This is a genomic window from Nocardiopsis sp. B62, from assembly GCF_018070675.1.
GTDB lineage: Bacteria > Actinomycetota > Actinomycetes > Streptosporangiales > Streptosporangiaceae > Nocardiopsis > Nocardiopsis prasina.
The window spans coordinates 1-18853 of record NZ_JAGPXK010000026.1; the positions used below are offsets into that span (position 1 = coordinate 1).

An 18853-nucleotide genomic window follows, 5' to 3' on the forward strand; every position below is an offset into this window, starting at 1 on the left:
GCCCACCGCGGGGGTTGTGGCATGGGCCGGGATCGGCTCCCGAGCCCTGGGGTCGGGCTACCGGGAGCGCACCCCGGCGGAGAGGTCCTCGGCGAAGGAGCGGACCGCGACGAGCCCGGTCTCCAGGTCCGGGGCGTCCAGGACCCGCTGGCAGAACCCGGCGCCGACGATGACGCCGTCGGCGTAGGCGGCGACCTCGGCGGCCTGCGCGGCCGTGGAGATCCCCAGGCCGACGCAGATCGGCAGGCCGGACTCGCGGGTGACCGCCCGGGTGCGGCGCACCAGGGCCTCGGCGGTGTCGGCGACCTGGGCGCGGGTACCGGTGACCCCCATGAGCGAGGCCGCGTACACGAACCCGCTGCACGCGTCGGTGGTGAGTTCGAGGCGCCGGTCCGTGGAGGACGGGGCGACCAGGAAGACCCGGTCGAGCCCGGCCTGCTCTGAGGCGGCGTACCACTCCTCGGCCTCCTCGGGGATGAGGTCGGGGGTGATGACCCCGGCCCCGCCCGCCTTGGCGAGTTCGGTGGCGAAGCGCTCCACGCCGTAGCGTTCGATCGGGTTCCAGTACGACATGACCAGGGCGGCGGCGCCGGTCTCGGCGGTGGCCTCCACGACCCGGAGGACGTCGTCGGTGGTGGTGCCCGATGCCAGCGCCCGGTCGGCGGCGCGCTGGATGGTGGGGCCGTCCATCATGGGGTCGGAGTAGGGCAGTCCGACCTCGATGACGTCACACCCGCCCTCGACCATGGCCTGGATGACCCGGATCGAGGAGTCGACGTCGGGGAAACCGGCGGGCAGGTAGCCGACGAGCGCCGCGCGGTCGGCCTCGCGGGCCTGGGCGAGCTTGGTCTGGAGCGTGGTCATCACGCCTGTCCCTCCGAGTCGACGAGGCCGAAGTAGTCGGCCGCGGTGTTGACGTCCTTGTCTCCGCGCCCGGAGAGGTTGACCAGGATCACGGCGTCGGGCCCGAGGCGCTTGCCGAGCCTGATCGCCCCGGCCAGCGCGTGCGCGCTCTCGATGGCGGGGATGATGCCCTCGGTGCGGCAGAGCAGCCGGAAGGCCTCCATGGCCTCGGTGTCGGTGACGGGCTCGTAGACCGCGCGTCCCGTGTCCGCCAGGTAGGCGTGTTCGGGGCCCACCGCCGGGTAGTCGAGCCCGGCCGAGATGGAGTGGCTGGGCAGGGTCTGGCCGTACTCGTCCTGGAGGACGAAGGTGCGCGCGCCGTGGAAGACGCCGTGGCTTCCGGCTGTGATCGAGGCGGCCGTCCGGCCGGTGTCGGCGCCCGCTCCCCCGGCCTCGAACCCGTAGAGGGCGACGCTCTCGTCGGGGATGAAGGCGGCGAAGATCGCGATGGCGTTCGAACCGCCGCCGACGCAGGCGGCCACGGCGTCGGGGAGCCTGCCGGTGAGTTCGAGGACCTGCTCGCGGGCCTCGGCGCCCACGATGAAGTGCAGGTCGCGGACGAGCTTGGGGAAGGGGTGCGGACCGGCCGCGGTACCGAAGAGGTAGTGGGTGTGGTCGACGTTCGCCACCCAGTCGCGGAAGGTCTCGTTGATCGCGTCCTTGAGGGTGCGGCTGCCGATGGTGACCGGGACGACCTCGGCGCCGAGCATGCGCATGCGGGCGACGTTGAGCGCCTGGCGCCTGGTGTCCTCCTCCCCCATGTAGATCACGCAGTCCAGACCCATGAGGGCGCAGGCGGTGGCCGTGGCCACGCCGTGCTGGCCCGCGCCGGTCTCGGCGATCACGCGGGTCTTGCCCATGCGTTTGGTGAGCAGTGCCTGGCCCAGCACGTTGTTGATCTTGTGCGAGCCGGTGTGGTTGAGGTCCTCGCGCTTGAGCAGGACGCGCGCCCCGCCCGCGTGCTCGGAGAAGTTACGGGCCTCGGTGAGGAGGCTGGGACGCCCCGCGTAGCTCTTGAGGAGTTCGTCGAACTCGGCGTGGAAGGCGGGGTCGTCCTTGGCCTTGGCCCACTCGGCCTCGACCTCGTCGAGGGCCGCGATGAGGGATTCGGGGGCGAACCGGCCACCGAAGCGGCCGTAGTGCCCGCGGTCGTCGGGTACCGGTTGGGCGTGGCTCATGGGAAGTTCTCCTGGGAAGAGGAGGCCGAACGCGCGGAGTCGGCCCGGGGCGTCGCGCCACGGGGTGCCGCGCGCCGACCGGCCGTGCGGCCGCCTGGCTCGGGCGGCGCGAGTTGGTTCGGGTCAACGCGGCGACGGGAACCCGCGGGTCGTGCCTACGGGCTCCCTAGAGCCATCGCCATCGGCGCCGGAGCGGGCGCGCGGGCGTGTGCCGCGCGGGCTCCGTGTACGCCTTCGTCGGTCCCATCGTGTTGGTCCCGTCAGTTCCGGTCGCGCAGCGCGGGGTGGGCGCCGGCGGTCACCAGGTCGGCGACGGCCTCGCGCGGGTTACGTCCACGGACCAGGCTCTCGCCCACCAGGACGGCTCCGGCTCCGGCTCCGGCGTGGGCCAGCAGGTCGTGCGGGCCACGGACCCCGGACTCCGCGATTCTGACGCGGTCCGCCGGGATGAGGGGGGCGAGCCGGGCGAAGGTGTCCCGGTCGACCTCCAGGGTCTTCAGGTTGCGCGCGTTGACGCCGATGACGGTCGCTCCGGCGTCCAGGGCGCGGGCGACCTCGTCCTCGTCGTGGACCTCGACCAGCGGGGTCAGGCCCAGCGAGCGGGCGCGTTCGACGAGGGAGATCAGGGCGTCCTGGGGCAGCGCGGCGACGATGAGCAGGATCGCGGCGGCTCCGTGGACGCGGGCCTCCCACAGCTGGTAGGAGCTGACGACGAAGTCCTTGCGCAGCAGGGGGGTCTCGACCGCGGCGTGGACGGCGCGCAGGTCGTCCAGGCTGCCGTTGAAGCGGCGTCCCTCGGTGAGCACGCTGATCCAGGTGGCGCCGCCCGCCTCGTAGTCGCGGGCCAGTGCGGCGGGGTCGGTGATGGAGGCGAGCGGGCCCTTGGACGGGCTGGCCCGCTTGACCTCCGCGATGACGTGGACGCCCGGGCGGCGCAGGGCCGCCTCGGCGTCCTTGGGGACGGGCACCGACTCGGCTTGGGCCTTGAGGCGGTCCAGGGGGAGTTCCGCCTGTCGCTGCGCCAGGTCAGCGCGTACTCCGTCGAGGATCTCGTCGAGCACGCTCACAGGTTCTAGCTCCCTCGTCCATGGTTGCGGTTCACGGCGGCCGGTCCGGAGGTGGACACGGCGGTCCGGTCGGGTGTCGGCGCGGGCCGTCACACCCTGTGCTGGTCATCGTATCGACCCTCGGGGGCCGTGGGGTCGCCGCCCCCGGGTCACCGCGCCGGAGGATTCGGCGCGATCGGGCAGGAACCCGCATCATCGGGGCGGGCCCGTTCTCACCAGGAGGGCAGGAGTGGGGTGCCGGGGGCGAGGAAGGAGAACCAGGGCAGGTTGCGGGCGATCCAGAAGACCACGAAGGAGACGAGGATCGTCCAGACGAACCAGGTCGGGGCGGGTCGGGGCGGGCGTGCGCGCGGTCGCAGGGTCCCGGCCAGCCAGGTCAGGTAGGTGAGGGCGAGGTAGGGCAGGAGCAGCACCAGGAGCGGGTTCATGGCGAGGGCGCCGGGCACGTCGAGGTGGGTGAGCAGTGCCACCGCGCGCATGGTGCCGCAGCCGGGGCAGAACGTGCCGGTGAGGAGCAGCCAGGGGCAGGTGGGGTAGTTGCCCGGTTCGTTGGGGTCGACCAGGTGGAGGAGGACGAGCCCGAGGACTCCGAGCGCTCCCAGGGACACCGGCCAGGTGGCCGGGTGGACCCGCTGGACGAGACGGGCGGCCCGTCCCGTGGTGACGCCTCCCCCGGGCCGGTCCGCGGGTCCGGCCGGGCGGGACGGGGCGGGTGGCCGGGGGCTGGCGGGTTCGTCGTCTTGCTGCACCCGCCCAGACTACTGGCGGGTGTTCGCGTGTCCCCGGGTCAGGCCGCGATCGACGTGACGATGAGGACGCCCATGGAGAGCAGGTAGAGGGCCGTGACCACGAAGCAGCACAGGCCGATGATGCCGAGGACCTTCGCGGTGTTGGCGGCGGACTCGGCCCCGACGTAGTCGCCGATGTGCCACTTGCTGCTGACCTGGAGGGCGAAGATCAGGCCGATGATGCCGATGATGCTCGTCATGCCGAGGCAGCCGAAGATCCCCAGGATGTTGAAGGCCAGGTAGTTCTTGGGCGGGTCGGAGGCGGGCGGCTGCGCCCCGTACGGACCGGGCACCCCGTAGGGTCCGGGGGCACCGTAGTGGTGCATGGGCTGACCGTAGGGAGCCTGCGGCTGACCGTACTGCGGGGCTGGCGGGCCGTAGCCTCCGGTGGACTGGTCCCCGTAGGGAGCCTGCGGCTGACCGTACTGCGGGGCCGGCGGGCCGTAGCCTCCGGTGGACTGGTCGTGTCCCGCGGGATCGCCCGGGGGCGGAGGCCCGTAACTCATGGGTGCTGTCCTTCCGGACGGGTGTCGGGCGGGGTCGGGGGAGGACCGGGCCAGCGCTACCTGCGGGTCGGCGGCGGGGCCGGTGAGGTGAATGTACCCGCCCCGGGGAGACCCGTCCATTTCCGTGGCCCACCCGGGGTGGGCCACGGACGCTCCGTGCGGGAGGGACTACTTGGCGGCGGTTGCGGCGGTGGCTCCGTGGCCCGCCTCCCACTCCTCGCGCGTCGGCGGGATGGGACGGGGCTCCTTGCGGCCCAGGCCGACCTTCTTCATCACACCGGCGACGGCGGCCAGGGCGATGCTGGCGACCAGGGCGATGACGGTCCAGGTGATGAGGGCGCCGCCGAAGATGATGGCGACGGCGGCCACGGTCCAGGCGACGATCCAGGAGACGGTGAGGAACCAGGCGGACACGGTGTTGCCGTGGTCGTCGTGCTCTTCGTGGTGGGCGTCGGCCATCAGGGGCTCTCCTTGGGTTGGGCTGGCCGCTCGGCCAGCGGTGCGGGTTCGGTGTCGTCACCGGGTTCGGCGGGGACCGCCGGTTCGGTTCCGGCGGGCGTGCCGACCTCCGGGGCGCCAAGAGTGGGGTCGTCGCCGGCGTCCAGCGATTTCCACAGGTCGGCTGGTGTCTCCGCCTGGCGCGGACGCGGTGCGGCGTCCCGATCGTACCGGTTTCCCATGCCCGGCCAGGCAGGGGCCCGCACCAGCGAGACGAGGCCGGACAGGAGCAGCAGGACCGCCCCCGCGGCGCCCATCACGGGCCCGAGGGCGTGGAGTTCCGGTGCTCCGGCGGTCTGCGCGGCGCCCGCGGTGTCCGTGGCCAGCCGGGTGACGGCGTCGGTCAGCGTGCCCGGGCGGGTGGCCGACCAGAGCGAGGTGAGCGCGAACACACCGCAGGCCGTGATGAGCAGGGCGACGACCCGGCGGGCCCATGAGCGGGCCGCGTACAGGCCCACGATCCCGGCGAGTCCGGCCCAGCCCAGCCCGCGCAGGGCTCCGGTGAGATCGCCTCCGGTGAGCTCCACCGGGACGGCGGCGACGGGCCCGGGCGAGGCGAGTTCACCGGTCACCCACACGCGTCCGGAGGCGGCCAGCATGAGCGCCGCCCCGGCGGCCGTGGCGAGCGTGGTCGCGCCGTACTCGCGGCGGACCCGGGGCGCGGAGCCGGTCACAGCAGCCGCCCGGCGTCGAAGCACGTGCGGTCTCCGGTGTGGCAGGCGGCGCCGGTCTGGTCGACGCGCACCAGGAGGGTGTCACCGTCGCAGTCGAGTGCGACGGACACCACGCGCTGGGTGTTCCCGGAGGTGGCGCCCTTGACCCAGTACTCGCCTCTGCTGCGCGACCAGTACGTGGCGTCGCGGCTGGTGAGGGTGCGGTGCAGGGCCTCGTCGTCCATCCAGGCCAGCATGAGGACCTCCCCGGTGTCGTGCTGCTGCACGACGGCGGGGACCAGGCCGTCCGCGGTGTGCTTCAGACGTGCGGCGATGTCCGGGTCGAGGTTGGTGGCGCTCATGCCCTCCAGGTTATGGCCGCCGTCGGCGCGTTGCCCACCGGGTGCTGGTTGACGCCGGTCACTCCCCCGCGCTCGGCGGGGGGATTAGAGTTCGTGCGTCCGTGACGTCGCCGTTCCGACGGTTCTGCCAGCTTGGGAGCTCCCTTGACCGCCGAGCACCTGTCCGCCGACCTGGCGGGGAAACCCGCCGCGTTGACCGAGCTCGCCCAGCGCTTCCCGCGCTGGGACCCCTACGCCGCGCTGCCCGCGCTGTTGGAGGACGAGCCCGCGTCCGTGCGGTTCCTGGCCCTGGGACCGGCGCGGCGCGCGTGCGAGGTGGCCGCGTCACGGTTGCGGCGCGGGGGTGTGGCGGCCCACGCCGACTTCTCCTCCTCCGCCGAGGAGCCCCCCACCGGTCCGGAGACGCTCGTGGTGGCGGTGAGCCTGGGCGACGGCCAGCGGGAGCTGCACTCGGTGCTGGACCGGTACGTGGGGCGGTCACCGGTGATCGTCCTGGCGCCGGACGAGAACGCCGTGGTGGGGCGCTACGCCGACCTGCTCGTGCCGTTGCGCGCGGGTGAGGAACTGTCCGGACTGGGATGCCGCGCCTACCAGCACGCCCTGGCGCTGCTCCTGCTGCTGGGGCAACGGTTGGGTGCGCCCGCCACGGGCGGCAGCACGAACTTCCCGGGGTTGCTCCGGCGGGTCGCCAACGCGTCCCGGGTGCTGTTGGAGGGCGCCCCGGAGTGGGTGCCCGAGGCCGCCCGGTTGCTGGACTCCCCTGACGGAGTGCGGTTGGTGGCCCCGGCCGAGCGGCTGGCCTCCGCCGAGCAGGGCGTGCGTGTGCTGCGCAGGGGGCCGATCCGGGTGGCGCACACCGCCGAGACCGGAGAGTGGTCGCACTCGGACCGGTACCTGGCTGCGGTGACGGACTACCGGGCCCTGCTGTTCGCGGGGTCCGCCTACGACCAGCGTTTCGCCGAGCACCTGGGGCAGCTGCGCGGTTCGTTCGTCGCGGTGGGACCCACCCCCGGACACGAACGCGTTCCGGGGGTGGGTCTGAGCGTGCGCTATCCGGGAGACGGCGACCCGGACGTGAGCCTGCTGACCGAACCGCTGGTCGCGGAGCTGTTGGCCGCGCACTGGTGGAGCTGAGGCGGCCTCTCCTGGACCTCGCTTCGCTCTGACCCGGGTCCGGGCGCGGGAACCTCAGGCGGAGGAGCGGATCCAGGAGGCGTAGAGGTCCGCGTACACGCCGGGGCGGTCCACCAGTTCGTCGTGGGAGCCGCTCTGGACGATGCGGCCGTCGTCGAACACCAGGACCCGGTCGGCGGCCTCGGCCGTGGACAGGCGGTGCGCGATCGCGACCGACGTGCGTCCCCGGGTCAGGCGGTCCAGGGCCCGCTGGATGCGGACCTCGGTGTGCGGGTCGACCGCCGAGGTGGCCTCGTCCAGGACGAGCAGGTCCGGGTCGGCGACGTAGGCCCGCACGAGGGCGACCAGCTGACGCTCCCCCGCTGACAGGGACTCGCCGCGCTGGCCCACCGGGGTGTCCAGGCCGTGGGCGAGGCTGCCCAGCCAGTCGGAGAGGCCGAGCTCGTTGACGGCCGTCTCCACCTCGGCGTCGGTGCTCTCGGGGCGGGCGAAGCGGATGTTGTCACCCAGGGAGCTGTCGAACAGGAACCCCTCCTGGGGAACCATGACGACGCGGCTGCGCAAGGAGGAGAAGGAGACCTCGCGCAGGTCGACCTCGTCCAGGCTGACGGTGCCGGAAACGGGGTCCATGAGGCGGGTGAGGAGCTTGACGAAGGTGGTCTTGCCCGACCCCGTCTCTCCCACGACCGCGACCCTGGTGCCGGGCGTGATCTCCACGTCCACGTCGTCCAGGACCACGGGGCCCTCGGGGTAGGAGTAGGTGACCCTGTCGAACCCGACCCGCACCGGTCCGCGTGGCAGCACGCGCCCGGCCTCGCCGGGGTCGGCGATGTCGGGGACGGTGTCCAGCACCCCGAGCACGCGCCGCCAGCCCGCGATGGCGTTCTGGGCCTCGTTGAAGATCTCCGTGGCCATCATCATCGGCTGGATGAACAGCGTCATGAGGAACAGGAAGGCGATGAGCTGACCGGCGGTGAGGTCGCCCCCGACTCCCAGCCACACGCCGACCAGGACGACGGCGACGTTGCCGAGCGCGGCGACGATCTCGGCGAAGGGCGAGACGGCCATGGACAGGCGCTGCGCCCTGACCTGGGCGCGGCGGGTGGCCAGCACCGTGGTGTCGATGCGTCCGGCGGTGCGCTCCTCGGTGCCGTGGGCCCGGATGACGGCGGCTCCCATCACGGTCTCGCCGATGGCGCCGAGCATGTCGCCGGTGCGCTCGCGGACCGTGAGGTAGGCCCTGGACAGGAGCTTCTGGAGCCAGCGCACGCCGAAGAGCAGCGGCAGGAAGCAGATCCACACGACGAGGGTGAGCTGCCAGGAATAGACGGCCATGAGCGTGGTGGCGACCAGGAGCTGACCGGTGCTGACCAGCAGGAGCAGCCCGCCCCACTGCATGAAGGTGCTGATCTGGTCGACGTCACCGGTGACCCGGGAGACCAGGGCGCCCTTGCGCTCGCTGTTCTGGGTCAGCACGGACAGGTCGTGGACGTGCCGGAAGGCCTTGCGGCGCAGGGTGGCCAGCCCGGACTCGGTGGCCCGGTACAGGCGCAGGTTCATCAGGTACGAGCAGAACATGGTGACCACGAGCAGTCCGGCGCAGACCGCGACCATGCGGGCCACGAAGCCGAGGTCGGGACCTCCCTGCCCGGTGAGCCCGTTGTCGATGATCTGCTGGACCGCGACGGGCACGATGACCTTGCCCGCGGTCGCGACCAGCGCGAACAGCAGGGTCAGCCACAGGCCCCGGGCGAACTCCGGGGACAGTTGGAGACCACGCCGGATGGTTCCGAGGGCGGTGTCCTGGTTCTGGTGCAGGGACAGGACGGGGTCGCGTTCGGGGCGCCCCGCCCCGGCCGCCTGTTCCGACCTGTCGTCGGTACGGGCCTGGGTCGGTGCGCTCATCGGCTGGTCTCCTCGGCGGCGTCGGTGGGGTGTCCACCGACGGGGCGGTGGGGTTCCGTGGGTCCGGGCTCCTCCGGGATCGGGGCGCGCTCGGCCTCGTTCTCGGCCGAGGCTCGTTCGTAGGCGGTGACGAGCCTGTTGTAGCCGCTGGAGGTGGACAGGAGCTCGGTGTGGGAGCCGCGTGCCAGAACCCGCCCGCCCTCCATGTAGAGGACCTCGTCCGCGAGCTCGATGGTGGCTCTGCGGTAGGCCACGACGACCACGGTGGCGGCGTCGTCGCGTTCGCGCAGTCCGGCCAGGATCTGGGCCTCGATCTGCGGGTCCACGGCCGAGGTGGCGTCGTCCATGATCAGGAGCCGGGGGCGGCGGACGATGGCACGGGCCAGGGCCAGGCGCTGGCGCTGGCCACCGGACAGGGTGGTGCCCTTCTCTCCGAGGCGCGCGTCGAGTCCGCCGTCGAGTTCGGCGATGAAGCCGTCCGCGCGGGCCAGTCGGAGCGCGGCCCAGATCTGTGCGTCGTCGACCCCGGCCGCGCCCAGGGAGATGTTGTCGCGGACGGAGTCCTCGAACACGAAGGTGCCCTGGGGCACCAGGGCGGCGTGACTCGGGATCTGGTCCCTGGCGAGGTCGCGCAGATCGACACCGTCGTAGCTGACGGCACCGGAGTCGGGGTCGACCAGCCGCATGAGGACGGTGGTGAGCGTGGACTTGCCGGAACCGGTGGGACCGACGAGGGCGACGGTGCGTCCGGGGGCGATGTCGAGGTCGACACCGTTGAGGACGGTGGTGCGGGCCCCCGTGACGGTGTCGTCCAGGAGGTCGCGGACGCCTCCCTCGGCGTCGTAGGCGTCGGCGTAGGAGAAGGTGACGTCACGGGCGCTGAGCGCGAGACCGCGTTCGGAGGGCTCCAGGGTCCGGTCGCCGTGTTGCATCGTGCCGCCGGAGTTGAGGACGGACTGGACGCGGTCCCAGCCGACCACGCTGCGGGGCAGGTCGCCGAGGATCCACCCGAAGGAGCGGATCGGCAGGGCCAGGAGCGTGAAGAGGAACGCGATCTGGACGAGTTCGCCGGGTTCGATGGCGCCGGTGGACAGGCGCCACATGCCCAGGAGGAGCACGGCGAGCACACCGAAGTTGGGCAGGGCCTCGGTGAAGGGGTCGAAGATGGAGCGCATGCGGCCGACCTGGATGAGGGCGTCGCGCAGGCGGTGGGCGGACTGGGTGAAGCGTTCGGTCTCGGTGTCCTCGCGGCCGAGGGTCTTGACGACGAGGGCGCCGTCGAACGACTCGTGGGCGACGCCGCTGACCTCGGCGCGCAGGGCCTGGGCCCGGGAGGCCATCGGTGAGACCCGGCGCTGGAAGACGACGTTGGCCGCGGCCAGGATCGGGAAGACCACGAACGCGACCAGAGCCAGGACCGGGTCGGTCACGACCATCGCGATGGAGGCGATGACCAGCATGAACACGCTTCCGACGGCCATGGGGAGCGGGGCGAGGGGCTGCCAGGCGGCCTCGACGTCGGCGTTGGCGTTGGACAGGAGCTGGCCGGTGGGGTGGCGGTGGTGCCAGGAGAGCGGGAGTTCCAGGTACTTGCGGGCGACGGCGCGGCGGTAGCGGGCCTGCATGCGGAACTGCATGAGCCCGGCGAGCAGGCGGCGCAGGGCCAGGCCCACGGCCTTACCGAGGCCGACCGCCATGAGCAGGGCCGCGGCGGCGACGAGCGCGGCCGCGGTCGTCTCCCCCGCGGAGAAGGCCGGGAGGATGGTGTTGTCGGTGAGGTACCCGAGAACCGAGGCGGAGCCAACGGTCACGCCCGCGTGCAGCATGGCTCCGGCGACGGCGGCGAGGAAGATCCACGGTTCGGTGCGGGCGGCGACCCCCAGGACACGCATCCCCCGGGCGAAGACGCCCTTGTGGGGGTCGGTGACCTGGTCGGGGGTGCTGGTGTCGACCCCCTCCGCGGTGGGTTCGCCCGGCGGGTCCCCCTCCCGCTTCGCCTGGTCCGCCGTCGTGGTGCCCTGCGCCATACGCCCCCCGTTTCCGCTTCTTGACCGGCTCGCTCCGGCCGCCCGGTCCGCGCTCCGTCCGTTCCCGGGCATGCCGAGGGGCACGGGTCGCGTGTTTGGGCCAACCTATCCAGCGGCTCCGACAGCTGCCACCGGATTGTTTCAGCGCGGGACACATCAGTGCTATTCCGTACAACGGGAACTTCTCGGAGGGGGCGGGCCGCGCACGCGTCGGGCCCGGTACGCCGCAGGTGGCGTACCGGGCCCGACTTCTCTCACATCAGGGTGGTGCTGGTGTGACTAGCGCACCGTCTGCATCTCCCTGGTCTGGTCGCCCTCGACGGGAGCGTCCTCGACCGGGGCCTGCTCCACGGGGGCCTGCTCAGCCGGGCCCTCCTGAGCGGGAGCCTCCTGAGCGGGGGCCTCCTGGGCGGGGGCCTCCTGGGCGGGGGCCTCCTGGTCCGCCTCCGCGCTCACGGCGCGGCAGCTGTCGACGCCGGTGATGACGGCCCTGTAGGTCAGCCTGCCGAAGGCGCCGTCGACACCGATGCACAGGTCCCGCTGGGCGTTGCGGACGGCCCGCTCCGTGGCGGAGTTGTAGGTACCGTTGACGTTCAGGCCGGCGTTGTACTTCGCGTTGAGCAGGACCTGCACGCCGCGGACACCGAAGCCGCGGTCGTCCCGGTGGAAGGAGTCGGCGCTGGTCGGGAACAGCTCGTTCCTGATCTTGATCCAGCTCTCCGACTCGAGGACGCCGTTGACGGCGATGCCCTCACGGCGCTCGAAGTCGCGGAGCACGCGGTCGAACTCCCGGGTGAAGGTCTCGCTCGGGTTGTCGGTGATGTACCCGAGGTGGTTCAGGAAGTACTGCGCGGCGAGGATGTCGGCGCTCGGGCCGGGGTTCCGGAGCGAGTAGTTCGGCCAGATCTGCGCGGCCTCGATCAGCTGGATGACCTCGTTCGGGGTGCGCTCGTAGTCGTCGGCCGCGGCGGTCGGTGCCATGAGCGCCATGCCGCCGAGGGCGATGGCTCCGGCGGTGGCGAGGGAGGCGATCCGGCGCACGACGCCGGTCAAGACAATCTTGGACATGATGTGCGGTTATCTTCCTGTCGTGGCTGGTAAGACGCGCTCATGCTCACACGGATCACGGCTTGGTCAACGACATGACACGCTTTGATTACTGACAGCGATCATTGACATGGTTGCGCAGGTCACAGGCCCCGGGCGAGTCCGCCCGGGGCCTGTTGCGTTTCTCCACGGCGTGTCGTCGCCGTTCCGGCTACCGAACCGGGTATCCGGCCTCGCGCAGGTTCCGCTTGACGTCGGCGATGGTGAACTCACCGAAGTGGAAGACGGTCGCTGCCAGGACCGCGTCCGCACCCGCCGCCACCGCAGGGACGAAGTGCTCCACCGCGCCCGCACCGCCCGAGGCGATCAGCGGGACGTCCACCCGCGCGCGCACCGCGCGGATCAGCTCCAGGTCGAACCCCTCCCTGGTGCCGTCGGCGTCCATGGAGTTGAGCAGGATCTCACCGGCGCCCAGTTCGGCGGCGCGCTCGCACCACTCCAGCGCGTCGAGGCCCGCGCTCTCGCGTCCGCCGTGCGTGGTGACCTCGAACCCGCTCGGGGTGGGGCGGCCGCCCTCACGCACCCGGCGCACGTCGGCGGAGAGCACCAGGACCTGGCGGCCGTAGCGTTCGGCGATCTCCCCGATCAGCTCGGGACGGGCGATCGCGGCGGTGTTCACTCCGACCTTGTCGGCACCGGCACGCAGCAGCCGGTCCACGTCCTCGGTGGAGCGGACCCCTCCGCCCACGGTGAGCGGGATGAACACCTGGTCGGCGGTGCGGCGGACCACGTCGAAGGTGGTCTCGCGGTTGCCGCTGGAGGCGGTGACGTCCAGGAAGGTCAGTTCGTCGGCGCCCCCGGCGTCGTAGGTGCCCGCGAGTTCCACGGGGTCACCGGCGTCGCGCAGGTTCTCGAAGTTGACGCCCTTGACCACGCGCCCGGCGTCGACGTCCAGGCACGGGATGACGCGGATGGCCAGGCTCACCGATCCGCACCCCGCACCGTGGTCAGGGCGTCCTCCAGGGTGAAGGCGCCCTCGTACAGGGCGGTTCCCATGATCGCGCCCTCGACGCCCAGCGGGACCAGGGAGGAGATGGCCTCCAGGTCGGCGAGGCTGGACACGCCGCCGCTGGCGACCACCGGCTTGTCGGTGCGCTCGCACACGGTGCGCAGCAGGTCCAGGTTGGGGCCCTTGAGGGTGCCGTCCTTGTTGACGTCGGTGACCACGTAGCGGGCGCAGCCCTCGGACTCCAGGCGGTCGAGGGTCTCCAGGAGGTCGCCGCCGTCGCGGGTCCAGCCCCGGGCGGCCAGGGTGGTGCCGCGCACGTCCAGTCCGATCGCGATCCGGTCGCCGTGCTCGGCGATGATCCGGGCGCACCACTCGGGGTTCTCCAGGGCGGCGGTGCCGATGTTCACCCGGGTACAGCCGGTGGCCAGGGCTGCGGTCAGGGTCTCGTCGTCGCGGATGCCCCCGGACATCTCGACCTTCACGTCGAGGCGGTCGACGATGTCGCGCAGCAGGTCACGGTTGTGGCCCCGACCGAAGGCCGCGTCCAGGTCCACCAGGTGGATCCACTCGGCCCCGGCGTCACGCCAGGCGCGGGCGGCCTCGAAGGGGTCGCCGTACTGGCCTCCGGAGCCCGCCCTGCCCTGGACGAGCTGGACGGCCTGGCCGCCCGACACGTCCACGGCGGGCAGCAGTTCGAGTACGGGGGTCGACGGGGTGTGGTCGCCGGTCATGGTGCCTTCTCGTGCTCGGTTCGGTTCGGGGACATGCGTTCGGGCGCGGACACTGTGTCCGTCACAGGGTGCCGACCCAGTTGGCCAGGACGCGGGCTCCCGCGTCACCGGACTTCTCCGGATGGAACTGGGTGGCGCTGAGCGGGCCGTTCTCGACGGCGGCCACGAACGGCTCGCCGTGCTCGGACCAGGTGACCTGGGGGCCGCGGATACGGTCGCTGTGGCTGACGAACTCCCAGCGGCGGACCGCGTAGGAGTGCACGAAGTAGAAGCGCTCCTCGGGGCCCACACCGGCGAACAGGCGGGAGTCCTCGGGCGGGGTGACGGTGTTCCAACCCATGTGGGGGATCACCGGGGCCCTGAGGCGTTCGACCGTGCCCGGCCACTCGCCGCAACCCTCGGTGGCGCGGTCCTCGGCGTGGACGTTGGCCTGTTCGACACCCCGGTCGAAGAGGACCTGCATGCCCACGCAGATCCCCAGGACGGGGCGGCCGCCTGCCACGCGACGGCCGATGATCCGGTCTCCACCGGCGGCTCTGAGGCTGGCCATGCAGGCGCTGAAGGCGCCCACACCGGGGACGACGAGCCCGTCGGCGTCCAGCGCCGCGTGGGGGTCGGAGGTGACGGTGACGTCGGCGCCGGTGCGCTCCATGGCGCGCTGGGCCGAGCGGAGGTTGCCCGACCCGTAGTCGAAGACGACCACACGTGACATTCGAGTGCGTGCCCTTCAGTTGGTGAGGTGAGCGGCCCTGGAAGCGGGCGGACTAGAGGTAGCCGAGCCGCAGCACGCCGGAGACCACGGCGAGCGCGACGCATCCGGCCAGGGCCCCGGCGATGAGGCGGTTCCTCCCCCACAGCGCGTAGACGCCGCCCGCGAGGAAGCCGCCCAGGACCAGCAGGAACAGGCCCCAGAGGTCGGTGTCCATCTACAGGACGCCCTTGGTGGAGGGCACCCAGTCCACGCGCGGGTCGTTCTCGGTGGCCTGGCGCAGCGCGCGTGCGAACGCCTTGAACTGCGCCTCCACGATGTGGTGGGCGTTGCGGCCGTAGGGCACGTGGACGTGCAGGGCCACCCGGGCCTGGGCGACGAACGACTCGAAGATGTGGCGGGTCATGGTCGTGTCGTAGTCGCGGCCGATGATCGGCGCCATGCCCTCGGGCTCGGTGTGCACGAGGTAGGGGCGGCCGGAGACGTCGACGGTCACCTCCGCCAGGGCCTCGTCGAGGGGCACCTTGGCGTCGGCGAAGCGACGGATGCCCGCGCGGTCGCCGAGGGCCTCGCGGAAGGCGGCGCCCAGGGCGAGGGCGGTGTCCTCCATGGTGTGGTGCGAGTCGATGTGCAGGTCGCCCTCGGTGCGCACGGTGATGTCGAAGAGCCCGTGCTTGGCGAGCTGGTCGAGCATGTGGTCGAAGAAGCCGACCCCGGTGGAGACGTCGGCGACGCCCGTGCCGTCCAGGTCGACCTCGACCATGACCTTGGTTTCCTTGGTTGCGCGTTCGACGCGCCCGATGCGGCTCATGGTGCCTGATCCTTGGTGGTGCTGTCGTGGTGGAGCGGTGCGGTGGTGTCGGGCGGGGCGCCCGACGCGGCTACCGGCCGGTGGCCTTCAGGAGGGCCGCGCGGAACGCTGCCATCTCCTCGGTGGTGCCGACGGTGACGCGCAGCCAGCCGTCGGGGCCGGTCTCACGGATGAGGACGTCCTGCTCGAGGAGGTCCCGCCAGACCCGGCCGCGGTCCTCGAACTCACCGAACAGGACGAAGTTGGCGTCGGAGTCGGCGACGGAGAAGCCCTGTTCCCGCAGCCACGTGACGATGGCGTCGCGTTCGGCGCGCAGGTCGGCGACGGCGCCGAGGAGCTCCTCGGCGTGTTCCAGGGCGGTGACGGCCACCGTCTGGGTGACGGCGGACAGGTGGTAAGGCAGACGGACCAGCTGGAGGGCGTCCACCACGGCGGGATGCGCGGCGAGGTAGCCCACCCGCGCCCCCGCCAGGGCGAAGGCCTTGGACATGGTGCGCGAGACGATCAGCCTGGGGTGCTCCGGCAGCAGGGACAGGGCGCTGGGCGTGCCCTCGCGGCGGAACTCGGCGTAGGCCTCGTCGACGACCACGACGCCGGGGGCGGCCAGGGCGACGCGCTCGATGTCGGCGATCTCCAGGGCGGTGCCGGTCGGGTTGTTCGGCGAGGTGAGGAAGACGACGCTGGGCCGGTGCTCGGCGATGGCGGCCAGGGCAGCGTCCACGTCGATCCGGAAGTCGGCGTCGCGCGGGACCGGCACCCAGTTCGTCCCCGTCCCCCGGGAGATGATCGGGTGCATGGAGTAGGAGGGCTCGAAGCCCATCGCCGTGCGGCCCGGACCGCCGAAGGCCTGGAGCAGCTGCTGGAGGATCTCGTTGGAGCCGTTGGCCGCCCAGACGTTGGCCGCGGTCAGGTCGTGGCCCAGGTAGGCGGCCAGGCCCTCGCGCAGGCGGACCGCGTCCCGGTCGGGGTACCGGTTGAGCCCCAGCGCGGTGTCCGCCACCGCCTCTGCGAGGGCCTTCGCCAGACGCGGCGAGGGGGCGTGGGGGTTCTCGTTGGTGTTGAGGACCACCGGCACGTCCATCTGCGGTGCGCCGTAGGGCGAGCGGCCGCGCAGGTCGTCGCGCAGTGGCAGGTCGTTCAGGGTGAAGCTCACTGGTTTCACACTCGTGGTCGGTTGTGGCGGGACGGTCCACCGGGGCCGCCGTGACCACCGTGGTCACACGGGTCCCCGTGGCCCCTCGCCCCGCCGGGGCGGGCGTCTGACGGCCTCCGGTTTCGCTTCGGCCGGTTTTCGGGCGCCGCCGGGGGCGGTCACCCCCGGCACCTCCCCGGAACTGCTGGAACGCCCCCGGGTCAGGGGGTGTTCCCCTCCTCGGCGCGATCCGCGCGCGCGGCGACGGCCTCGCCGTGCGCGGGCAGGTCCTCGGCCTGGGACAGGGTGATGACGTGATGGGCGACGTCGGCCAGCGCGTCACGGTCGTACTCCACGACGTGCACCCCGCGCAGGAAGGTCTGCACGCTCAGGCCACCGGAGTGGCAGGCGCAGCCGCCCGTGGGCAGCACGTGGTTGGAACCCGCGGCGTAGTCGCCGAGGGAGACCGGGGAGTGGTCGCCGACGAAGATCGCCCCGGCGTTGCGTACGCGCGCGGCCCGGGCGGGGGCGTCCGCGGTCATGATCTCCAGGTGTTCGGCCGCGTAGGCGTCGACGACGGCCAGACCCTGTTCGAGGTCGTCGACCAGGACGATGCCGGACTGCGGACCGGACAGGGCCTCGCGGACGCGGTCGCTGTGCTTGGTGGCGGCGACACGCACGGCGAGGCGTTCGGTGACCGCCTCGGCCAGGGCCTCGTCCGGGGTGACCAGGACGGAGGCGGCGACGACGTCGTGTTCGGCCTGGCTGATGAGGTCGGCCGCGACGTAGTCGGGGTTGGCGGTGGAGTCGGCGAGGATCGCGATCTCGGTGGGTCCGGCCTCGGCGTCGATCCCGATGACGCCCTTGAGGAGTCGCTTGGCCGCGGCGACCCAGATGTTGCCTGGGCCGGTGACCATGTCGACGCGTTCGCAGTCCTCGGTGCCGTAGGCGAACATCGCCACGGCCTGGGCGCCGCCGACCGCGTACACCTCGTCGACGCCGAGCAGGGCGCAGGCGGCGAGGATGGTCGGGTGGGGCAGTCCGCCGAAGTCCTTCTGGGGCGGCGAGGTCACCGCGAGGGAGGACACGCCCGCCTCCTGGGCGGGGACGACGTTCATGATGACGCTGGACGGGTAGACGGCGCGGCCGCCCGGCACGTAGAGACCGACGCGGTTGACCGGGATCCACTTCTCGGTGACGGTGCCACCGGGGACGACCTGGGTGGTGTGGTCCTGGCGGCGCTGCGCGTGGTGGACCTTGCGGGCGCGCCGGATGGACTCCTCCAGCGCGGCGCGCACGGCCGGGTCGAGTTCGGCGAGAGCGGTGTCGATGGCGTCCTTGGGGACGCGGACATCGGTGAGCCGCACGCCGTCGAAGCGTTCGGTGAGTTCGACCAGGGCCTCGGTTCCGCGATGGCGGACGTCCTCGCAGAGCGGTCGGACGCGTTCGGTGGCGTCCGCCACATCGATTTCGGCGCGCGGAAGGGCGTCGCGCGGGTCGCCTGAGGAGCCTCGGAGGTCGATTCGACTGATCACGGTCCCAGTCTAGGGGGCTCGGCCCAATCCCCGTGTGGTGGTGTCCGGATGATGGACACCACACCCGCGCGACACCGCGCGACCGGGGCGAACCCCGCTCCCCGGCGTCCGCCCCACCACTCCCCCAAACGCGCGACATAAGCGTCGCCTAACTTTGGGACACCTAACCTAATATGACGAAAGAAAGGCTAGCCTTATTCATTGTGACACCACTCGGAGGGGTTTCGTAAAACGCATTTGAATGCGTTATCGTGGTGACATGACTTCGAACAAGACCGGCGATAGCAACCATTCCAAGTTCCACCGTCTCCTCGTCGACCAGGTGCGGCACGAGTTCACCGCCTCGCACCAGTACGTGGCGATCGCCGCCTGGTTCGACGACCAGGACCTGCCCCAGCTGGCCCGGGTCTTCTACGAGCAGTCCCTGGAGGAGCGCGACCACGCGATGATGATCGTGCGGTACCTGCTCGACAACGACGTCACCTTCGCCCTTCCGGGCGTGGACGAGATCGAGACCGATTTCGCCGTACCCCGCGACCTGGTCGCCCTGGCGCTGCGCCAGGAGCGCGAGGTGACCGACAACTTCCAGCGTCTGGCCAAGGTGGCCCGCGACGAGGAGGACTACACCGGAGAGCAGTTCCTCCAGTGGTTCATTCAGGAGCAGGTGGAGGAGGTCGCGACGATGTCGACCCTCCTCAACGTCGTGGACCGCGCCAACGGCAACCTGTTCGACGTGGAGACCTTCGTCGCCCGCGACATGCCGAGCGAGGACAACGGCAGCCAGGGCGCACCGGGCACCGCCGGACCCTCGGTGTCCTGACCGGTCGCGCCCGGCCGCGCGCCGCCTGACCACACGCC

The 18853-nt window shown here is 71.9% G+C and carries 20 protein-coding genes; 2 read left to right on the top strand and 18 right to left on the bottom strand.

Annotated elements, in window-relative coordinates; genetic code table 11:
- Positions 1 to 57: 57 nt before the first annotated feature.
- The 8 genes from trpA to hisI all read right to left on the bottom strand — a co-directional run bounded on the left by trpA (position 58) and on the right by hisI (position 5955).
- Entirely contained in the window at positions 58 to 864 is an 807-nt protein-coding gene (gene trpA, locus KBX21_RS21760) for a tryptophan synthase subunit alpha (protein WP_210843369.1), read from the bottom strand.
- The gene (gene trpB, locus KBX21_RS21765) at positions 864 to 2081 is read right to left on the bottom strand and encodes a tryptophan synthase subunit beta (protein WP_049577999.1); all 1218 of its coding nucleotides are present in this window, start codon (positions 2079 to 2081) and stop codon (positions 864 to 866) included. The genes trpA and trpB overlap by 1 nt, the downstream gene beginning before the upstream one ends.
- A gap of 260 nt (positions 2082 to 2341) precedes the next feature.
- The gene (gene trpC / locus KBX21_RS21770) at positions 2342 to 3148 is read right to left on the bottom strand and encodes an indole-3-glycerol phosphate synthase TrpC (protein WP_210843370.1); all 807 of its coding nucleotides are present in this window, start codon (positions 3146 to 3148) and stop codon (positions 2342 to 2344) included.
- 212 nt (positions 3149 to 3360) lie between these two features.
- Positions 3361 to 3897 (bottom strand): DUF2752 domain-containing protein, encoded by a 537-nt coding sequence (locus KBX21_RS21775; RefSeq protein WP_210843373.1) that lies wholly within the window; start codon positions 3895 to 3897, stop codon positions 3361 to 3363.
- Positions 3898 to 3935: 38 nt separating this feature from the next.
- Entirely contained in the window at positions 3936 to 4442 is a 507-nt protein-coding gene (locus KBX21_RS21780) for a CD225/dispanin family protein (RefSeq protein WP_210843374.1), read from the bottom strand.
- Positions 4443 to 4610: 168 nt separating this feature from the next.
- Positions 4611 to 4901 (bottom strand): HGxxPAAW family protein, encoded by a 291-nt coding sequence (locus tag KBX21_RS21785; protein ID WP_049571381.1) that lies wholly within the window; start codon positions 4899 to 4901, stop codon positions 4611 to 4613.
- Positions 4901 to 5614, bottom strand: coding sequence for a Trp biosynthesis-associated membrane protein (locus KBX21_RS21790; RefSeq protein WP_049571384.1), 714 nt, complete (start codon positions 5612 to 5614; stop codon positions 4901 to 4903). The genes KBX21_RS21785 and KBX21_RS21790 overlap by 1 nt, the downstream gene beginning before the upstream one ends.
- Complete coding sequence (gene hisI, locus KBX21_RS21795; RefSeq protein ID WP_049571387.1) at positions 5611 to 5955, bottom strand: phosphoribosyl-AMP cyclohydrolase; 345 nt, start codon at positions 5953 to 5955, stop codon at positions 5611 to 5613. Before hisI ends, KBX21_RS21790 begins: the two co-directional genes overlap by 4 nt.
- A gap of 144 nt (positions 5956 to 6099) precedes the next feature.
- On the opposite strand from hisI, the gene KBX21_RS21800 reads away from it, so the two are divergent.
- Positions 6100 to 7089: a hypothetical protein gene (locus tag KBX21_RS21800; protein ID WP_049571390.1), complete on the top strand. Its 990-nt coding sequence runs from the start codon at positions 6100 to 6102 to the stop codon at positions 7087 to 7089.
- A gap of 54 nt (positions 7090 to 7143) precedes the next feature.
- On the opposite strand, the gene KBX21_RS21805 is transcribed toward KBX21_RS21800, so the two are convergent.
- The 10 genes from KBX21_RS21805 to hisD form a co-directional block, all read right to left on the bottom strand.
- Complete coding sequence (locus KBX21_RS21805) at positions 7144 to 8994, bottom strand: ABC transporter ATP-binding protein (RefSeq protein ID WP_049571393.1); 1851 nt, start codon at positions 8992 to 8994, stop codon at positions 7144 to 7146.
- A complete protein-coding gene (locus KBX21_RS21810) occupies positions 8991 to 11021 on the bottom strand; it encodes an ABC transporter ATP-binding protein (protein WP_210843375.1) in 2031 nt (676 codons plus the stop codon). Before KBX21_RS21810 ends, KBX21_RS21805 begins: the two co-directional genes overlap by 4 nt.
- A 279-nt stretch (positions 11022 to 11300) precedes the next feature.
- Positions 11301 to 12089, bottom strand: coding sequence for a peptidoglycan-binding domain-containing protein (locus tag KBX21_RS21815; protein WP_210843380.1), 789 nt, complete (start codon positions 12087 to 12089; stop codon positions 11301 to 11303).
- 190 nt (positions 12090 to 12279) lie between these two features.
- The gene (gene hisF, locus KBX21_RS21820) at positions 12280 to 13053 is read right to left on the bottom strand and encodes an imidazole glycerol phosphate synthase subunit HisF (RefSeq protein ID WP_210843382.1); all 774 of its coding nucleotides are present in this window, start codon (positions 13051 to 13053) and stop codon (positions 12280 to 12282) included.
- Positions 13050 to 13808, bottom strand: a complete 759-nt coding sequence (gene priA, locus KBX21_RS21825) for a bifunctional 1-(5-phosphoribosyl)-5-((5-phosphoribosylamino)methylideneamino)imidazole-4-carboxamide isomerase/phosphoribosylanthranilate isomerase PriA (RefSeq protein ID WP_210843385.1) — start codon at positions 13806 to 13808, stop codon at positions 13050 to 13052. Before priA ends, hisF begins: the two co-directional genes overlap by 4 nt.
- A gap of 61 nt (positions 13809 to 13869) precedes the next feature.
- On the bottom strand, positions 13870 to 14520 hold the full coding sequence (hisH, locus tag KBX21_RS21830) for an imidazole glycerol phosphate synthase subunit HisH (RefSeq protein WP_210843387.1): 651 nt from the start codon (positions 14518 to 14520) through the stop codon (positions 13870 to 13872).
- Positions 14521 to 14572: 52 nt separating this feature from the next.
- Complete coding sequence (locus KBX21_RS21835; RefSeq protein WP_017544534.1) at positions 14573 to 14734, bottom strand: hypothetical protein; 162 nt, start codon at positions 14732 to 14734, stop codon at positions 14573 to 14575.
- A complete protein-coding gene (gene hisB, locus KBX21_RS21840) occupies positions 14735 to 15328 on the bottom strand; it encodes an imidazoleglycerol-phosphate dehydratase HisB (protein ID WP_017544533.1) in 594 nt (197 codons plus the stop codon).
- Positions 15329 to 15398: 70 nt separating this feature from the next.
- Complete coding sequence (locus KBX21_RS21845) at positions 15399 to 16481, bottom strand: histidinol-phosphate transaminase (RefSeq protein WP_210843389.1); 1083 nt, start codon at positions 16479 to 16481, stop codon at positions 15399 to 15401.
- Between the two features lie 200 nt (positions 16482 to 16681).
- The gene (hisD, locus tag KBX21_RS21850) at positions 16682 to 17995 is read right to left on the bottom strand and encodes a histidinol dehydrogenase (RefSeq protein WP_210843391.1); all 1314 of its coding nucleotides are present in this window, start codon (positions 17993 to 17995) and stop codon (positions 16682 to 16684) included.
- Positions 17996 to 18254: 259 nt separating this feature from the next.
- Between hisD and KBX21_RS21855 the strand changes: the two genes are divergently transcribed.
- Positions 18255 to 18815, top strand: coding sequence for a ferritin (locus KBX21_RS21855; protein WP_017544530.1), 561 nt, complete (start codon positions 18255 to 18257; stop codon positions 18813 to 18815).
- The last annotated feature ends 38 nt before the right edge of the window (positions 18816 to 18853 follow it).

What these genes read in the sequence shown, in the direction of transcription:
- hisB (WP_017544533.1), bottom strand. Translation starts at nt 15,328, where the DNA reads ATGAGCCGCATCGGGCGCGTCGAACGCGCAACCAAGGAAACCAAGGTC.
- KBX21_RS21810 (WP_210843375.1), bottom strand. Translation starts at nt 11,021, where the DNA reads ATGGCGCAGGGCACCACGACGGCGGACCAGGCGAAGCGGGAGGGGGAC.
- hisH (WP_210843387.1), bottom strand. Translation starts at nt 14,520, where the DNA reads ATGTCACGTGTGGTCGTCTTCGACTACGGGTCGGGCAACCTCCGCTCG.
- hisI (WP_049571387.1), bottom strand. Translation starts at nt 5,955, where the DNA reads ATGAGCGCCACCAACCTCGACCCGGACATCGCCGCACGTCTGAAGCAC.
- trpA (WP_210843369.1), bottom strand. Translation starts at nt 864, where the DNA reads ATGACCACGCTCCAGACCAAGCTCGCCCAGGCCCGCGAGGCCGACCGC.
- priA (WP_210843385.1), bottom strand. Translation starts at nt 13,808, where the DNA reads ATGACCGGCGACCACACCCCGTCGACCCCCGTACTCGAACTGCTGCCC.
- trpB (WP_049577999.1), bottom strand. Translation starts at nt 2,081, where the DNA reads ATGAGCCACGCCCAACCGGTACCCGACGACCGCGGGCACTACGGCCGC.
- KBX21_RS21835 (WP_017544534.1), bottom strand. Translation starts at nt 14,734, where the DNA reads ATGGACACCGACCTCTGGGGCCTGTTCCTGCTGGTCCTGGGCGGCTTC.
- KBX21_RS21780 (WP_210843374.1), bottom strand. Translation starts at nt 4,442, where the DNA reads ATGAGTTACGGGCCTCCGCCCCCGGGCGATCCCGCGGGACACGACCAG.
- KBX21_RS21805 (WP_049571393.1), bottom strand. Translation starts at nt 8,994, where the DNA reads ATGAGCGCACCGACCCAGGCCCGTACCGACGACAGGTCGGAACAGGCG.
- KBX21_RS21855 (WP_017544530.1), top strand. Translation starts at nt 18,255, where the DNA reads ATGACTTCGAACAAGACCGGCGATAGCAACCATTCCAAGTTCCACCGT.
- KBX21_RS21815 (WP_210843380.1), bottom strand. Translation starts at nt 12,089, where the DNA reads ATGTCCAAGATTGTCTTGACCGGCGTCGTGCGCCGGATCGCCTCCCTC.
- KBX21_RS21785 (WP_049571381.1), bottom strand. Translation starts at nt 4,901, where the DNA reads ATGGCCGACGCCCACCACGAAGAGCACGACGACCACGGCAACACCGTG.